General features: G+C 55.7%; 14 protein-coding genes. 4 read left to right on the top strand and 10 right to left on the bottom strand.

Features of this window, described 5'->3' with window-relative positions; all coding sequences use genetic code 11:
* Nucleotides 1-162 precede the first annotated feature (162 nt).
* Nucleotides 163-1,071, top strand: a complete 909-nt coding sequence (yvcK, locus tag OGY33_RS04370) for a uridine diphosphate-N-acetylglucosamine-binding protein YvcK (RefSeq protein WP_191238735.1) — start codon at nt 163-165, stop codon at nt 1,069-1,071.
* 289 nt (nt 1,072-1,360) lie between these two features.
* On the opposite strand, the gene uvrB is transcribed toward yvcK, so the two are convergent.
* Nucleotides 1,361-3,382 (bottom strand): excinuclease ABC subunit UvrB, encoded by a 2,022-nt coding sequence (uvrB, locus tag OGY33_RS04365; RefSeq protein ID WP_191238736.1) that lies wholly within the window; start codon nt 3,380-3,382, stop codon nt 1,361-1,363.
* Between the two features lie 768 nt (nt 3,383-4,150).
* Between uvrB and OGY33_RS04360 the strand changes: the two genes are divergently transcribed.
* The gene (locus tag OGY33_RS04360) at nt 4,151-4,873 is read left to right on the top strand and encodes an ABC transporter ATP-binding protein (RefSeq protein WP_048214632.1); all 723 of its coding nucleotides are present in this window, start codon (nt 4,151-4,153) and stop codon (nt 4,871-4,873) included.
* Here OGY33_RS04360 and bioD read toward each other — a convergent pair.
* Genes bioD through bioB form a run of 4 tightly spaced genes read right to left on the bottom strand, consistent with a single transcriptional unit; the run spans nt 4,839 to nt 8,463 of the window.
* The gene (bioD, locus tag OGY33_RS04355) at nt 4,839-5,537 is read right to left on the bottom strand and encodes a dethiobiotin synthase (RefSeq protein ID WP_048214633.1); all 699 of its coding nucleotides are present in this window, start codon (nt 5,535-5,537) and stop codon (nt 4,839-4,841) included. The genes OGY33_RS04360 and bioD overlap by 35 nt on opposite strands.
* Entirely contained in the window at nt 5,530-6,285 is a 756-nt protein-coding gene (gene bioC, locus OGY33_RS04350) for a malonyl-ACP O-methyltransferase BioC (protein ID WP_191238737.1), read from the bottom strand. Before bioC ends, bioD begins: the two co-directional genes overlap by 8 nt.
* Nucleotides 6,269-7,426, bottom strand: a complete 1,158-nt coding sequence (bioF, locus tag OGY33_RS04345) for an 8-amino-7-oxononanoate synthase (protein ID WP_191238738.1) — start codon at nt 7,424-7,426, stop codon at nt 6,269-6,271. Before bioF ends, bioC begins: the two co-directional genes overlap by 17 nt.
* Nucleotides 7,423-8,463, bottom strand: a complete 1,041-nt coding sequence (bioB, locus tag OGY33_RS04340) for a biotin synthase BioB (protein WP_008784180.1) — start codon at nt 8,461-8,463, stop codon at nt 7,423-7,425. The genes bioF and bioB overlap by 4 nt, the downstream gene beginning before the upstream one ends.
* A gap of 76 nt (nt 8,464-8,539) precedes the next feature.
* Between bioB and bioA the strand changes: the two genes are divergently transcribed.
* Together bioA and OGY33_RS04330 are read left to right on the top strand one after the other, a co-directional pair.
* Nucleotides 8,540-9,829, top strand: a complete 1,290-nt coding sequence (gene bioA, locus OGY33_RS04335) for an adenosylmethionine--8-amino-7-oxononanoate transaminase (RefSeq protein WP_191238739.1) — start codon at nt 8,540-8,542, stop codon at nt 9,827-9,829.
* A gap of 57 nt (nt 9,830-9,886) precedes the next feature.
* A complete protein-coding gene (locus OGY33_RS04330) occupies nt 9,887-10,363 on the top strand; it encodes a kinase inhibitor (protein WP_048214637.1) in 477 nt (158 codons plus the stop codon).
* Between the two features lie 95 nt (nt 10,364-10,458).
* On the opposite strand, the gene hutH is transcribed toward OGY33_RS04330, so the two are convergent.
* From hutH to hutI, 5 genes are all read right to left on the bottom strand, one after another.
* Nucleotides 10,459-11,979 (bottom strand): histidine ammonia-lyase, encoded by a 1,521-nt coding sequence (gene hutH, locus OGY33_RS04325; RefSeq protein ID WP_048226039.1) that lies wholly within the window; start codon nt 11,977-11,979, stop codon nt 10,459-10,461.
* A 1-nt stretch (nt 11,980) separates the two neighbouring features.
* The gene (gene hutU / locus OGY33_RS04320) at nt 11,981-13,666 is read right to left on the bottom strand and encodes a urocanate hydratase (RefSeq protein WP_191238740.1); all 1,686 of its coding nucleotides are present in this window, start codon (nt 13,664-13,666) and stop codon (nt 11,981-11,983) included.
* A gap of 136 nt (nt 13,667-13,802) precedes the next feature.
* On the bottom strand, nt 13,803-14,522 hold the full coding sequence (locus OGY33_RS04315) for a histidine utilization repressor (RefSeq protein ID WP_003831502.1): 720 nt from the start codon (nt 14,520-14,522) through the stop codon (nt 13,803-13,805).
* An 87-nt stretch (nt 14,523-14,609) separates the two neighbouring features.
* Nucleotides 14,610-15,551, bottom strand: coding sequence for a formimidoylglutamase (gene hutG / locus OGY33_RS04310; RefSeq protein ID WP_149607115.1), 942 nt, complete (start codon nt 15,549-15,551; stop codon nt 14,610-14,612).
* A complete protein-coding gene (hutI, locus tag OGY33_RS04305; RefSeq protein ID WP_125362535.1) occupies nt 15,548-16,771 on the bottom strand; it encodes an imidazolonepropionase in 1,224 nt (407 codons plus the stop codon). Before hutI ends, hutG begins: the two co-directional genes overlap by 4 nt.
* Nucleotides 16,772-16,981 lie beyond the last annotated feature (210 nt).

Raw genomic sequence — 16,981 nt, 5'->3', positions numbered from 1 at the left:
AATCACAGTTTTGCATTGATATACATCATCTTGCCATCAGGTGAGTGTCGTCAGAAAGGAGTAGATCGCAGAAAAAAATTACGGCAGATGCCGACTGGATAATTGCTGAAAACACGCTATTTACGTTACTGTAGCGCCGATCAATTGATATCAGGAAAATATATGCGCACTCGCACGCTGGCAGATCTGGACCGCGTTGTCGCTCTCGGCGGAGGGCATGGATTAGGACGCGTTCTCTCCTCTCTTTCCCCATTAGGTTCCCGCCTGACGGGTATCGTCACCACCACCGATAACGGCGGGTCGACAGGTCGTATTCGTCGCTCTGAAGGAGGGATTGCCTGGGGAGACATGCGTAACTGTCTGAACCAGTTAATTACCCAACCCAGCGTTGCATCCGCTATGTTTGAGTATCGTTTTGGCGGTAATGGCGAACTTTCCGGGCATAACCTCGGAAATCTAATGTTAAAGGCGCTCGATCACCTCAGCGTGCGGCCTCTGGAAGCTATCAATTTAATTCGTAGCCTGCTGAAAGTTGACGCACATTTAATTCCGATGTCGGAGCTGCCGGTGGATCTGATGGCCATTGATGAGCAGGGACACGAAGTTTATGGCGAAGTGAATATCGATCAGCTCACCGTCCCACCTCAGGAACTGATGCTTTCGCCAAAAGTCCCGACTACACGGGAGGCCGTTGAGGCTATCGCTGAAGCGGATTTAATTTTGATAGGCCCCGGCAGTTTTTACACCAGCCTGATGCCGATTCTGTTACTCGATGAAATGTCACAGGCATTACGTCGCACACCGGCTCCGATGGTCTATATAGGCAATCTTGGGCGTGAATTAAGCCTGCCAGCAGCGAGCCTGACGCTTAGCGATAAGCTGGCCATTATTGAACAGTACGTCGGGAAGAAAGTGATTGATGCGGTGGTTGTGGGGCCGAAAGTGGATGCTTCCGCCGTTACCGACCGCGTTGTGATCCAGGAAGTGCTGGAAGCCAGCGATATTCCCTACCGCCATGACCGCCAGCTATTGCATAGTGCGCTGGAGAAAGCAGTGCAGGCGCTGGGCTGAACGGATTTGCCTGATGCGCTTCGCTTATCAGGCCTACAAAACGCTCTGCGCCACAATCCAGCACCAAACAATGCCTGATGCGTTGCGCTTATCAGGCCTATAAAACGCTCTGTGCCGCCATCCGGCACCAAACAATGCCTGATGCGTTGCGCTTATCAGGCCTACAAAACGCTCTGCGCCGCCATCCGGCACCAAACAATGCCTGATGCGCTGCGCTTATCAGGCCTACAAAACGATTTGCTCCGGCATCCGGCCTACGAATGCTATCCACCCCGCATCCGACACCGCCTTACGATGCCGCAATAAACAACTCGCGCAACTGATGCAACTGGTCACGGATTGTCGCGGCCTCTTCAAATTCGAGATTCTGCGCGTGTTGCATCATCTGCCCTTCCAGCTCGTGAATCTTCTGCTGCAGCGCTTTTGGCGTCATATCCAGTTCGACAACCTCAGACTTCGCGCCTGCGCGTGACTTCCCTTTGCCTTTAGCTTTGGTCTTCGCAATATTCTGACCCAGCGCCAGAATATCGACCACTTTCTTGTTCAGCCCCTGCGGCGTAATACCGTGTTCTTCGTTATAGAGCTGCTGTTTCTCACGACGACGTTCGGTTTCACCAATCGCTTTAGCCATAGAGGCGGTAATTTTATCACCGTAAAGAATCGCCTTACCGTTGATGTTACGCGCCGCACGACCGATGGTCTGAATAAGTGACCGTTCAGAACGCAGGAACCCTTCTTTGTCTGCGTCCAGAATCGCCACCAGGGAGACCTCAGGCATGTCCAGACCTTCACGTAACAGGTTGATACCCACCAGCACGTCAAACTCGCCCAGACGCAGGTCACGAATGATTTCCATACGTTCCACGGTATCGATGTCAGAGTGCAGATAACGCACCCGTTCGCCGTGTTCTTCTAGGTATTCTGTGAGGTCTTCCGCCATCCGTTTGGTCAGCGTGGTGACCAGCACACGTTCGTTAATCGCCGCACGGGTGCGGATCTCAGATAGCAGATCGTCAACCTGAGTCGCCACCGGGCGCACCTCAATGACCGGATCCAGCAGGCCGGTCGGTCTTACGACCTGATCGACCACATCATCACCGGATTTCTCCAGCTCATAGTTGCCCGGCGTCGCCGAAACATAGATAGTTTGCGGGGCCAGCGCTTCAAACTCTTCAAATTTAAGCGGACGGTTATCCAGCGCCGACGGCAGACGGAATCCGTATTCGACCAGGGTTTCTTTACGCGCCCGGTCACCGCGATACATGCCGCCAATTTGCGGGATAGTCACGTGAGATTCATCCACCACTAGCAGGCCATCGGCAGGCAGGTAATCAAACAGCGTCGGCGGCGGCTCGCCCGGACCACGCCCGGACAGATAGCGGGAATAGTTTTCAATCCCCGAGCAGTAACCCAGCTCGTTCATCATTTCCAGATCGAACAGGGTACGCTGACTTAAGCGCTGTTCTTCCAGCAGTTTGTTATTTGCCAACAGGACTTTTCGCCGCTCGGCCAGCTCAACCTTAATTTCTTCCATCGCCTGAACAATACGTTCGCGCGGCGTCACGTAGTGCGTTTTAGGATAGATGGTAAAGCGCGAAATAGTGGATTCGACCTGTCCGGTAAGTGGGTCAAACAGCGACAAACGTTCGACCTCTTCATCAAACAGTTCCACGCGCAACGCGATGTCGTCAGATTCCGCTGGGAATATGTCGATCACTTCACCGCGCACGCGGAAGGTCCCGCGCTGGAATGCCTGATCGTTGCGAGTATACTGCAGCTCCGCCAGACGACGCAGGATCGCGCGCTGGTCGATAATCATCCCCACCGTCAGGTGCAGCATCATTTTCAGGTACAGATCCGGGTCACCCAGACCATAAATCGCGGAAACCGACGCTACGACGACGACATCCCGTCGCTCAAGCAACGCTTTGGTTGCTGACAGACGCATCTGCTCAATGTGTTCATTAACCGAAGCATCCTTCTCGATGAAGGTGTCAGAACTTGGCACGTAGGCTTCCGGCTGATAATAGTCGTAGTAGGAGACGAAATACTCCACCGCGTTATCCGGGAAGAACTCTTTCATCTCACCGTACAACTGCGCGGCAAGCGTCTTATTGGGGGCCAGCACCATGGTAGGGCGCTGTAGGTCCGCAATCACGTTCGCGATGGTAAATGTTTTCCCCGACCCCGTCACCCCCAGCAACGTCTGATGCGCCAGACCATCCTCCAGACCTTCTTCCAGGCGACGTATCGCCTCAGGCTGATCGCCAGAGGGTTTAAAAGCGGAATTTAGTTTGGACGGTTTACTCATGAGCAGCTACCTGAAGCAATGGGCGGGCAGGTGTGTAATTTTACTCGCAGCAGTATATTTTGCCAGTAAAATATACTGGATGAAAAAACAGTAACGCGCCAGAATATTTCTGTTACGCCAGCAAAATGGCCGTGACTACAGGCTAAAATTTGTCCGCAGGCAAGATAAAACACCAGCAAAAATGTGTTATCCCCAAACCAATGACTTTTTTAACATTTGTCAAGCTACCCGATGAAAGTTTTGTGGCAACACATGACACTTCTGCGACAGCCATTGCATTTATCTAACACACTGTAATTTAATGATTATTATCTCAAGCCGTCTTTCGCATCAATTTAGTCGCAGGCCGCGTCTTCTCTCGCTTACCTTGTGTTTTCTAACTCTAATACACAAGGTTATCCACAGGAATAGTGGATAACTGCCTCCAGCCCGTACGGACTGTAGCCTGGCAAAAACGTCCTGATGATCTTTTCTGGTGGGATAAAAAAAAATTATCGCTATTTTTTGATATTTATCAGCTAACGAAGCGACCTGGGATAGCCGAGATCTTGCTCGCATTTTCATCATTTTCCTGCCTGCACCATCACAACGCCACCAGGCACTGACAATGTGCACACTGCGGCTCTCATCCACAACAAGCCGGATACCGCAACCCGCTCAATACGCTATTCTGCTGTATTTTCCCCTAATTCCGCTTCTGGCAAGAGATTTGCAGTTTTCTCCCGACCATCAACCCGCGAGGCGGATATCATCATGAGGGAGAAATCTATGTTGAGTCTTCGTGCAGTGAATCACTATTACGGTAATCAACACTCGCTTTGGGATGTCGATCTCGACCTGTTGCCCGGCAAATGTACCGCCGTGCTGGGTCTTCCAGGGATGGGAAAAACCACGCTGGCCAATTGCATCACAGGCAATTTACCGATTGAGAGCGGAACCATGTTCTGGCATCAGGCTGGCGCACCACCTTGCGATCTGCTTCAGATTCCGGCGGCAAAGCGCATTGCGCTGGGTATTAACTGTGTATCGCAGGAACGGCGAATTTTTTCGCAGCTGACGGTAGAGGAAAATCTGCACATTGCGCGCCAGGCGGTTGAGGAAAGCGAAGCGATGAACAGCAGCGATATTTACCGCCTGTTTCCACAGCTGTTTGTACTGCGTCAGGCCAAAGGGGTGGCATTGTCGGAGGAAAATCAGCACCAGCTTGCACTCGCCAGTGCACTGGTCACTCGCCCGCGCCTGCTGATCCTCGATGAGCCGACGCGAGGAAGTGGCCAGGCGTATATCCACAAACTGGGGAATCTGATTGTGAGGCTAAGCCAGGAGCTTGGCATCGCCATTATGCTCGCGGAGCAGAGCCTGCCGTTCATTCGTCGGGTCGCCGACTGCTATTGCTTGTTACATCGTGGACGCAACGTGGCTCAAGGGCAAATAACACAATTCAGCGACCCGCTAATCAACGACTGGTGGATGCCAGAGACAAAACGCTAAGATCGATATAACGACCAGTCGATGCTCGTTCCGGCTCTTCTGCCAGCCAGGGAATTTCCCCCAGTAGCGGAGCCGCAAGCGCACGCTTTAGCGTCGCCATATATTCAGCATGACGCTTGCCAGGTGGCATCACATCATTGGCAATCCATCCGGCGAGCGTCAGCCCGGCCTGCTGCACTGCCTGGGCGGTCAAAATGGCATGATTGATACAACCGAGCTTAACGCCAACCACCAGAATCACCGGCAGTTGTTCCGCTTTTACCCAGTCAGAAAAACTCAGCGTTGGCGACAGTGGCGTAAACCATCCGCCTGCGCCTTCCACCAATACCCAGTCAGCCTGTTCTTCAAGCAAGCGTAAACCCGCAGACATCACTGAGGCCTGAATGGGGCGCCCTTCGTCAGCACTGATGATATGCGGTGAGGTAGGTTCGGCGAAGGTATACGGATTGATGGCCGCATAATCCACTGCCACAACGCTGTTGCGCTGTAGAGCCAGCGCATCGCTGTTTCGCAGACCTTCAGCCGTCATTTCACTGCCTGACGCCACCGGCTTATAGCCGACCGTTCGCAACCCCAGCTGTCCCGCCGCCTGAAGCAACGCACAGCTGGCGATAGTTTTACCTACTTCGGTGTCCGTCCCGGTGACAAAATATGTGTTAGTCACGTTGAATTACTCCCAAAAAAAGATGATAGGTCAGCGGATATTTACCCTGCTGACAGGGCCAGGCGAGCTGTAACTGGCGCAACTGCGAGCGGGTCAACACACGCTGCTCGCGTCCATCATGCAAATGCGTCGCGCCAATGCCCTTCAGCGAGCGCATGGCGCTCAGCGCATTGTCAAACCACAGCGTGACGGCATGAGACTGGTATTCAACGTCCCAGCCGCACAGAGCGTTTTCCAGTTGCTCCACGGGCAAAAAACGGTTGGCATGCTCCCGGTCATCAACTGCTCGCCACGCCTGACGAAGTTCCGGCATCGACCCTTGCGCCAGCGTACTAAACGCCACCGCCCCGCCAGGACGCACCACCCGGTATAGCTCGCGTAACGCGCCGCGCAGGTCGTTGCACCACTGCACGGCCAGATTGCTCCAGGCCAGGTCGAAAGTGGCAGCGGCCTGCGGAATGGCTTCGATATCCGCCAGCAGATAGTGATGGGCGACATCGTGACGCTGCGCTTGCGTAAGCATTTGCGCCGACAGATCCAGAGCACTGACCTCGCTCCCCTGCTCCCGCCAGTAGCGACTCATACGCCCAGGCCCACAGCCCGCGTCCAAAACCCGTGAGAACGCCCGGCCATCGAGTTGTGCCAGTAACGCATCGGCGCTCTGACGCTGAAGCTCCGCATGTTGCTCATAGTGCATAGCCGCGCGACCAAACGCAGCGGCAATCGCCTGCTTATTGACCTGCGCCATGCAGCACCTCCAGTAAGTTGTCGATATCCTGGACTTCATGCGCCTGGGTCAGCGTAATCCGCAGCCTGGCCGTCCCAACCGGCACCGTCGGTGGACGAATCGCCGTCACCCAGTATCCCTGTTGCCGTAACGTCTGTGCCAGTTGCAAGGCTTTATGATTGTCGCCAACGATCAGCGGTTGAATCGCGCTGTCTGAATGCGCCAGCGTCAAATCCGTAGTATTCACCCCTGCGCGAAAACGCTGGATAAGCATCGCCAGCTTTTCTCTGCGCTCATCGCCTTCGCGGCTGCGGATCACCGCCAGCGCGGCGCGCAAGGCCTGAGCCTGGGCTGGCGGCATGCTGGTGCTGTAGATCAGATGACGGGCAAACTGCAGCAGATAATCGGCCACACTATCAGAACACAGGATCGCCGCACCGCTGACGCCGAACCCTTTGCCAAATGTCACCACCAACAGCTCAGGTTTCACCTGCTGTCGGGAGCACGAACCACGCCCTTCCTCACCGCTTACGCCAATCCCATGCGCATCATCCACCAGCAGCCACGCGCCCTGCCGTTTCGCCACCGCGTGGATTTCTGCCAGCGGCGCACTGTCGCCATCCATGCTGAACACGCCTTCGGTGACCACCAACTGCTGCCCCGGACAGGGGGCTGTCAGCAGACGATCCAGATGTTGCGAGTCGTTATGGGTAAAGCGACGTAACACGGCAGGGCTAAGACTGGCAGCCTCCAGCAGCGAGGCATGGCTGAGCCTGTCGGCAACAATCTTGTCATCTTTTCCCATCAGTGCGGCAATGACCGCCTGATTGGCGGCAAAACCAGAGATGAACAACAGCGCCCGGGAATAGCCGAGCCACTGCGCCAGCTCTTCTTCCAGCGCCTGATGAGCAACGGAATAACCGCTGACATGGCCCGAGCCGCCGCTGCCGACGCCAAAACGCTCAGCGCCCTGCTGCCACGCGCAGATAATCTGCGGATGGTGGCTTAAGCCGAGGTAGTCGTTGCTGGAGAAATTCAGATACTGGCGACAGTCGGCCTGCAGCCAGCGACCGGCACCCTGCGTCACCGCATAGCGCTGACGCAACGCATCAGCACTACGACGCGCTGTTAGCGCATCGTCAATTTTTTGCTGCCAGGTCATACGGTTGCCGCGTTGTAGTAATCGTCGGTATCCGGGGTACGCAGCGCCTGCTCCAGACGTTGTTGCTGTTCGTTATCGCCCGCCAGTACCGCAGTTTGCTGCGGGTTAAGACCCAGCTTGCGAAATAACAGCAAATCTTTATCTTCGTTCGGGTTCGGGGTGGTCAGCAGTTTGCAGCCGTAGAAAATCGAGTTGGCCCCGGCCATAAAGCACATCGCCTGGGTTTGTTCGTTCATCTGCTCGCGCCCGGCAGAAAGACGCACGTATGAGGTCGGCATCATGATACGCGCCACGGCGATAGTACGAATAAAATCAAAAGCATCTACGTCGTCGTTATCGGCAAGCGGCGTGCCCTTCACTTTCACCAGCATGTTGATCGGCACACTTTCCGGCGGCGTCGGCAGATTCGCTAATTGTAGCAGCAGACCCGCGCGGTCGGTCACCGTTTCACCTAGCCCAACAATCCCGCCGGAGCAAACTTTAATGCCCGCCTCGCGCACTTTATCCAGCGTATCCAGGCGCTCCTGGTACGAGCGGGTGGTGATGATATTGCCGTAAAATTCCGGCGAGGTGTCGAGGTTGTGGTTGTAGTAGTCCAGACCCGCATTGGCCAGGCGCTGGGCCTGAGATTCGTCCAGCGTGCCCAGCGTCATACAGGCTTCCAGCCCTAGTTCTTTCACGCCCTGAACCATTTGTTCCAGGTACGGCATATCGCGCTCATGCGGGTTCTTCCACGCCGCGCCCATGCAAAACCGCGTTGAACCAGCCTGCTTCGCCTTACGTGCCGAGTCCAGTACCTGTTCAACCTCCATCAACCGTTCAGTTTCCAGACCGGTTTTATAGCGGGAGCTTTGCGGGCAGTATTTGCAATCTTCCGGGCAAGCACCGGTCTTAATCGACAGCAGCGTACTAACTTGTACCTGCTGCGGATCGAAATGCTGGCGATGAACCTGCTGCGCTTCAAACAGCAGATCCAACAGCGGTTTTTCAAATAATTCGGTGACTTGCGACATTGTCCAGCGAGAAGAATGAGCCATATTGGTATACGTTTCGTTGTTAGTTTGGTGTAGACTCGTAAACCTAAATCTTTTTAATTTGGTTTACAAGTCGATTATGACAACGGACGATCTTGCGTTTGACCAACGCCATATCTGGCACCCATACACCTCCATGACCTCCCCGTTGCCGGTTTATCCGGTGGCGCGTGCCGAAGGTTGCGAACTGACCTTAGCCAGCGGTGAGAAGCTGATTGACGGCATGTCATCCTGGTGGGCGGCAATCCACGGTTACAATCACCCGCAGCTGAACGCCGCGATGAAAACGCAGATTGATGCCATGTCGCATGTGATGTTTGGCGGCATTACCCATGCCCCGGCCATTGCGCTGTGCCGCCAGTTGGTGGCGATGACCCCAGAGGCGCTGGAGTGCGTTTTTCTCGCGGATTCAGGGTCGGTCGCAGTAGAAGTTGCAATGAAAATGGCGCTGCAATACTGGCAGTCTAAAGGCGAATCCCGCCAGCGTTTCCTGACATTTCGTAATGGTTATCATGGTGATACCTTCGGCGCGATGTCGGTCTGCGATCCTGACAACTCAATGCACAGTCTGTGGAAGGGGTACCTGCCGGAGAACCTGTTTGCCCCAGCCCCACAAAGCCGCATAGGCGGCGAGTGGGACGAACTGGATATGGTGCCTTTTGCCCGTCTGATGGCCGCGCATCGCCACGAAATTGCGGCGGTGATCCTAGAGCCAATCGTACAGGGCGCTGGCGGTATGCGCATGTATCATCCCGAATGGTTAAAACGCATCCGTAAGATGTGCGACCGTGAAGGGATCCTGCTGATTGCCGATGAAATCGCCACCGGATTTGGTCGTACAGGCAAGCTGTTTGCCTGCGAGCATGCCGACATCACTCCGGACATTTTATGCCTGGGCAAAGCGTTAACCGGCGGAACGATGACCCTTTCTGCAACCCTCACCACCCGCCAGGTTGCAGAAACCATCAGCAATGGTGAAGCCGGATGCTTCATGCACGGCCCGACCTTTATGGGCAATCCGTTGGCCTGCGCCGTCGCCTCCGCCAGCCTGTCGTTACTCGAAACCGGCGAGTGGCGCGCGCAGGTAGCGGCCATTGAAGCGCAGTTGCGGGCAGAACTCGCCCCGGCGGCGGACTCCAGTTGGGTCGCGGACGTACGCGTGCTCGGCGCCATCGGCGTCATCGAAACCACGCATCCGGTGAATATGGCAGCGTTACAGAAGTTCTTTGTCGAACAGGGCGTGTGGATAAGACCGTTTGGCAAGCTCATCTACCTGATGCCGCCGTACATCATCCAGCCCGATCAGTTGCGTCGCCTGACGCAGGCCGTGAACGAGGCTGTGCGCAATGCAACATTTTTTAGCGATTAATCAGCGGTAAGCTCTACGGTTTCTGGCTACACTTTTTGGCTAACGAGAGGAGTCAGCATGAAACTAATCAGTAACGATCTGCGCGATGGCGATAAGCTTGGGCATCGCCACGTCTTTAACGGCATGGGGTATGACGGTGATAATATTTCCCCCCACCTGGCGTGGGATGACGTACCCGCAGGAACCAAAAGCTTTGTCGTGACCTGCTTTGATCCTGATGCGCCAACCGGCTCCGGCTGGTGGCATTGGGTGGTGGTAAATCTGCCGGCTGATACCCGCGTACTCCCGCAAGGATTCGGCTCCGGGCTGGTTGCACAACCAGATGGGGTGATTCAGACCCGTACAGATTTTGGTAAAGCTGGTTATGGTGGCGCTGCGCCGCCGAAGGGGGAAACCCACCGCTATATCTTTACGGTTCACGCCCTGGATGTGGAGCGTATTGATGTCGATGAAGGTGCCAGCGGCGCGATGGTTGGATTTAACGTCCATTTCCACTCGCTCGCCAGCGCCTCGATTACGGCGATGTTTAGCTAAGCTGTGTTGTGCCGGATGTCGGTTTCGCCTCATCCGGCCTACAAAGCAGACCGTAGGCCTGATAAGACGCGTCAGCGTCGACATCAGGCAATTTTCTACAGAAATTCAGGCAGCAATTGCAGCAGCGTTCCTTGCGCTAACAGCTCGGTCGCGCACTCAATATCCGGGGCAAAAAAGCGATCCTGCGTGTAGTGGGCAACCTGCTCGCGCAGCGCCTGTCGCGCCTGCTCCAGCAACGGACTGGAGGTTAACCCTTCACGCAGGTCAATCCCCTGACACGCCGCCAGCCACTCCACGGCAATCACGCCGCGCGTATTTGCTGCCATCTCCCACAGTCTGCGCCCCGCCGCCGGAGCCATAGAAACATGATCTTCCTGGTTAGCAGATGTCGGCAAGCTGTCCACGCTGTGCGGATGCGCCAGCGCTTTGTTCTCGCTCGCCAGCGCGGCGGCAGTTACCTGAGCAATCATAAAGCCGGAGTTAACCCCGCCATTTTTCACCAGGAACGGCGGCAACTGCGACATATGTTTGTCCATCATCAGCGCAATGCGCCGCTCTGACAACGAGCCGATTTCCGCAATCGCCAGCGCCAGATTATCTGCCGCCATCGCCACCGGTTCAGCATGGAAATTCCCACCGGAGATCACATCGCCCTCTTCGGCAAACACCAGCGGGTTGTCGGAAACCGCGTTGGCTTCAACCAGCAGGACATCCATCACCTGGCGCATTTGTGTCAGACATGCCCCCATCACCTGTGGCTGACAGCGCAGAGAATACGGATCCTGAACTTTTTCACAGTTATGATGCGACTGCGAAAGCGCGCTGGAGTCGGTCAACACATGACGGTACAGCGTTGCGGCATCAATCTGCCCACGCTGCCCTCGCGCGGCATGAATACGGGCGTCAAACGGACGACGGGAGCCCAGCACGGCTTCTGTGGTCAGCGCCCCGCACACCGTCGCAGACGCAAACAGTTCCTGAGCTTCAATTAACCCGCGCAGTGCAAAGGCGGTGGAAGCCTGAGTGCCGTTGAGCAGCGCCAGTCCCTCTTTCGCCTCCAGCGTGATCGGCTCCAGTCCGGCCTTTTTCAGCGCGTCGGTAGCCGGGAGCCATTCCCCCTGCCAGCGCGCTTTACCTTCGCCCAGTAGCGTCAACGACATATGTGCCAGCGGCGCCAGGTCGCCCGATGCGCCCACCGACCCTTTCGCCGGGATCAGTGGATACACCTCGGCATTCACCAGCGCAATCAACGCTTCAATCACGCTCAAACGAATGCCGGAAAACCCACGCGCCAGGCTGTTGATTTTCAGCACCATAATCAGGCGAACCATTGCGTCATCCAGCGCCTCGCCAACGCCTGCCGCATGCGAAAGCACCAGCGAACGCTGTAAATTCTGCAAATCTTCCGTGGCGATACGGGTCTGAGCCAACAGGCCAAAGCCGGTATTAATGCCATATGCCGTACGGCCTTCAGCGACAATATTATTGACGCAGGCGACGCTGGCGTTGATTGCATCAATCGCCCCGGCATCCAGGTTCAGTTTGACCGGCTGCTGCCAGATTTCACGTAGCTGGGTAAAACTCAGCTGGCCCGGCGTGAGTGTCATGGTGTTCATATCAGCGTTTCTCCTGCGTCGCAGCAATCATTGGCAAATTCAGCCCTTCTTCAACGGCGCACTCCACCGCAATGTCATACCCGGCGTCGGCGTGGCGCATCACCCCGGTAGCCGGATCGTTATGTAAGACTCGGGCGATGCGCGCCGCGGCTTCATCGGTGCCATCGCAAACAATCACCATCCCGGCATGCTGAGAGAAGCCCATGCCAACCCCGCCGCCGTGATGCAGCGACACCCAGGTCGCTCCGCTGGCGGTGTTAAGCAGCGCGTTCAGCAGCGGCCAGTCGGATACGGCGTCTGAGCCGTCGCGCATAGCTTCTGTTTCGCGGTTTGGGCTGGCAACAGAACCGGAGTCCAGATGGTCACGGCCAATAACAATCGGCGCAGATACTTCACCGCTGCGCACCATCTCATTAAACGCCAGCCCCAGCTTTTGTCGCCACTCCAGGCCGACCCAGCAGATACGCGCTGGTAAGCCCTGGAAGTTGATCCTCTCACGCGCCATATCCAACCAGTGATGAAGGTGCTTATCATCAGCCACGATCTCTTTCACTTTGGCATCTGTCTTATAAATATCCTGCGGATCGCCGGAAAGCGCCACCCAACGGAACGGGCCTATGCCGCGACAGAACAGGGGGCGAATATAAGCAGGTACGAAGCCGGGGAAATCAAAGGCGTTTTCCACGCCCATCTCTTTGGCCATCTGGCGAATGTTGTTGCCGTAATCAAACGTCGGCACACCCATTTTGCTAAACGCCAGCATCGCCTCAACGTGCGTTGCCATTGAACGTTTCGCCGCCTGCACCGTGCCCTGCGGATCGGACACCGCTTTTGCCTGATACTCTTCCCAACTCCAGCCGCACGGCAGATAACCATGCAGCGGATCGTGGGCGCTGGTCTGGTCGGTGACCATATCCGGGCGCACACCGCGCTTCACCAGTTCCGGCACAACGTCGGCGGCATTAGCACACAGCGCAATGGAGACAGCTTTACCCTCGCGGGTGTATTTGTCGATACGCGCCAGCGCATCGTCAAGCGATGTCGCCTGCTCGTCGACGTAACGGGTACGCAGACGGAAATCAATTCGGCTTTGCTGGCATTCAATGTTCAGCGAACACGCACCCGCAAGTGTAGCGGCTAGCGGTTGTGCTCCGCCCATGCCGCCCAGCCCGGCGGTCAGCACCCAGCGTCCGCTGAGGTTACCCTGATAATGCTGACGCCCGGCCTCAACGAAGGTTTCATAAGTCCCCTGCACGATGCCCTGGCTGCCGATGTAGATCCAGCTCCCGGCGGTCATCTGGCCGTACATCGCCAGCCCTTTGGCGTCCAGTTCGTTGAAGTGTTCCCAGGTAGCCCAATGTGGCACCAGGTTGGAGTTGGCAATCAGCACGCGCGGTGCGTTGTCGTGAGTTTTGAATACGCCTACCGGTTTACCAGACTGGACCAGCAGAGTTTCATCGGTCTCCAGTTTGGTCAGCGTATTGACGATGGCGTCATAACATTCCCAGTCCCGCGCGGCGCGGCCAATCCCACCGTATACCACCAGCTCATGCGGATTCTCCGCCACATCGGGATCCAGATTATTCATTAACATGCGCAGCGGCGCTTCGGTCAGCCAGCTTTTGGCCGTTAAGGTGGTGCCGCGTGGGGCACGAATATCCTGCTGACGATATTTGCTATGGGACATGACAGAAAACTCCTCGCGAACGTCGGATAGATAAGCAACATATACTTGTCTATACAAGTCATCGCAAGGGTGATTTTAACAATTAGGATACATTTTTATTATATTGCGTCAGCAATCACGGTTTTCATGTCCTGTATCAGGACATAAACCGTCCTTGCAGGCGATAGCGGGAACCCGGGAACAGCAAACGGGCATGAGAGACTATGGACGACGCAGACCAGGTCTTACGACGAATCAGCAGGCAGGGATCGTGTTCTTTGATATTCAGCAGCGCGCACTCTTCAGCGCTGGCACGTACCGCTTCAACAATATGCTCACCTTCCGTTAAAGGGGCTATCAGTGACAGGTATGCGTGCGGTGTAGTCTGGCTGTAATCCTGCGCCAGATACTCCGGCACAATTTCGGCATTCACGCAGCGATCTTCAATCTGTACCGGCAGATCGTTCTCGTAGTGCACCATGACAGAGTGAAAAATGGAGGTGCCTTCTTTGACATTTAACACCAAAGCCTGCTGCGCGTTGGCCTGGGTTTTTTCCAGCGTCAGCACTTCGCACCGGTGCTGATGCTGACGGGCGTTGATTTCATCCGCGATGCTGCGGATTTCAAACAGCGCGGACTGACCTTTGGGCTCGGCGACAAACGTCCCCACGCCCTGCAAACGCACCAGTAAACCTTCATCCGTTAACTCACGTAGCGCCCGGTTGATGGTCATGCGGCTGAAACCATACTGCGCCACCAGCTCTGCCTCAGACGGAATGCGATCGTGAGGCTGCCAGATACCGCTGGCAATTTTTTCGCTGATCTCCTGTTTGACCTTTTCGTAAAAAGGAGCCGGAGCAGAACGGGATGGGAGCATGCGTGAGCCTTCCTTAAGCTGAAAATGTGAGTGGGTAGAGTTTACAGGCATTACCCAAGCCTGATAAGCGCAACGCCATCAGGTATATCAGTGCCACCAGTGGGCGATTTGCCAGCCTAATCGCGCCGCCACGCGTGCTGCTCTGCCATCATCGTCAAAGCGTGGATTAAATTCAACCATATCCACCGCCAGGAGTTTACCGCTACGACACAGAGGCTCAATCAGTCTCAGCAGCGTCGCCAAGGGTACGCCAAGCGCGGCGGGGGCCGACACGCCGGGCATTTCCCACACCGGCAGCACGTCGAGGTCGATTGTCAGATAGATGACTTCCAGATTGGCAATGAACTGCGCTAACTGCGCCTGCGCCGTATCGCAATGCAGATCCTCCACCACGGTAACACCGAGCCGCTGGGCCTCATCCCAAAGCGCCTGGGTGTTTGCCGCCCGACTGACGCCGATACAGGCATAGTGAAATTCACGCTGCTGTTCATCGCAAAGCTGCGCCAGCTGGAGAAATGGCGTACCGGATGTAGCTTGTTCAGCTTTGCGCAAATCGAGATGCGCATCGAAGTTGACTATCCCCACTTTCGCCTGCGGGAACGCATCCAGTACGCCAGCGCCGTGTGCAAAAGCGGTTTCATGTCCTCCGCCCAAAACAAAGGTACGCATGTTCTCCTGCTGACAGCGCTGTACCGCATTACGTAACGCCTGCTGCGCGCCCTCAAGATCGGGAGCCTGCGCCACAATATTTCCCAGATCCACCAGCCGATTGTGCCCATCGTGGCTGGCTAAATTCGCCAGCGCCTTGCGTAGCACATCGGGTGCTCCGGCGGCGCCCGTGCGCCCCTGATTGCGTTTAACGCCTTCGTCGCAGGCAAACCCGAGCAACGCTATCTGCTCGCGGTACATTTCTGGGCTAAACGTCGGGCTCAGGGTGATAGTCTGAAACAGGCGCAGCGCATTCGGCGATTCGGCGCGGTCATCACGTCCCTGCCACAGCGCAGGTGAGGCTGGTTGCCAGTTGGTCATGCTATTTGTCCTTTGAATACGCGTTGGTAGAGCGGATTGCGCCCGGGTTCATACAGGATCTCGACCGGGAGGGTTGCATCCCACACCACAAAATCGGCCACAAACCCGGCCTTCAATTGACCGTGGGTGGCATGACGCCCAAGCGCCCGAGCCGCATGACGGGTTACACCCGCCCATGCTTCTTCCGGCGTCAGGCCAAACTGGACACAAGCCATATTCATCGCCCAGTGCAGGCTGATAAACGGACTGGTACCGGGGTTAAAATCTGTCGCTACCGCCATCGGTACCTGATATTGACGCAGCAACGCTACCGGTGGGCGCTGCTGCTCTTTGAGGAAATAGAACGCGCCGGGCAGCAGCACGCCGACCGTACCGCTTTGACTCATCGCCGCCACGCCCGCTTCATCGAGGTATTCAATATGATCGGCGGATAGCCCTTGGTAGCGGCTTACCAACTGTGCGCCGCCAAGCAATGACAGTTGTTCGACATGGCCTTTAATCGGGATGCCCAGCGCCTGTGCAGCCTGAAACACCCGCTCACTCTGCGCCAACGAAAAACCAACGCTTTCACAGAACAGATCGACGGTCTCAAACAGCCCTTGTTCCCACAATTGCGGCAAAATGGTCTCACACACCAGCGTAATATAGCCGTCAGGATCATCCCGGTATTCCGCTGGAGTTGCATGCGCGGCCAACAGCGTCGGGCTGATTTCAACGATACTCTCTGCCGCCAGCTCTGCCACCACGCGCAATATTTTCTCTTCTGTCGGCAAATCCAGGCCGTAGCCGGATTTTATTTCCAGCAGCGTAACACCTTCTTTGATCAGCTGTTCCATCCGCTGATGGGCTACGTGAAAGAGTTGTTCATCCGTGGCGCTGCGGGTCGCCGATACGGTGGCATTGATCCCCCCACCCTGAGCGCTTATCTGCTGGTAGGAGACACCATTTAGTCGCTGCTCCCACTCACCTGCGCGGTTTCCGCCAAAGACCAGATGCGTATGGCAATCAATCAGGCCTGGCGTAATCAGCCTGCCCTGCATATCAAAAGTATTGTCATGCGTGAGATATAACGATGACTCCGGGACGATATCGCGAATCTTGCCCTGGCGGACGATCAGCGCGTGACCATCCAACAGCCCATATGGGGTGCCACGTTCAGGGTCCATAGTCGCCAGACGAACATTGCGCCAGATAACATCATCAGGGAAGAATTGCTGCATTCGACTCACCACTTGTCATAGGTTGTATAGACATTTATTTTTGATTATAGGGATGTTGTCAACCTGAAGAACCATAATTGTTATCTATTTGTGATATAAAGACTCTCCGCGCCAGACATTGCTGCGATAAAAAACAACTTTTTACCTTTTCGCCTTCCCGTTTCGCTCAACTTAGTATAAAAAAGCAGGCTTTAATGGATAACTTTCAAA

The sequence above is a fragment of the Citrobacter sp. Cpo032 genome (assembly GCF_030332975.1).
Taxonomy (GTDB): domain Bacteria; phylum Pseudomonadota; class Gammaproteobacteria; order Enterobacterales; family Enterobacteriaceae; genus Citrobacter; species Citrobacter portucalensis.
The sequence above is the reverse complement of the archived record's forward strand: the minus strand, read 5'-3'. Positions and strand labels throughout refer to the sequence as shown.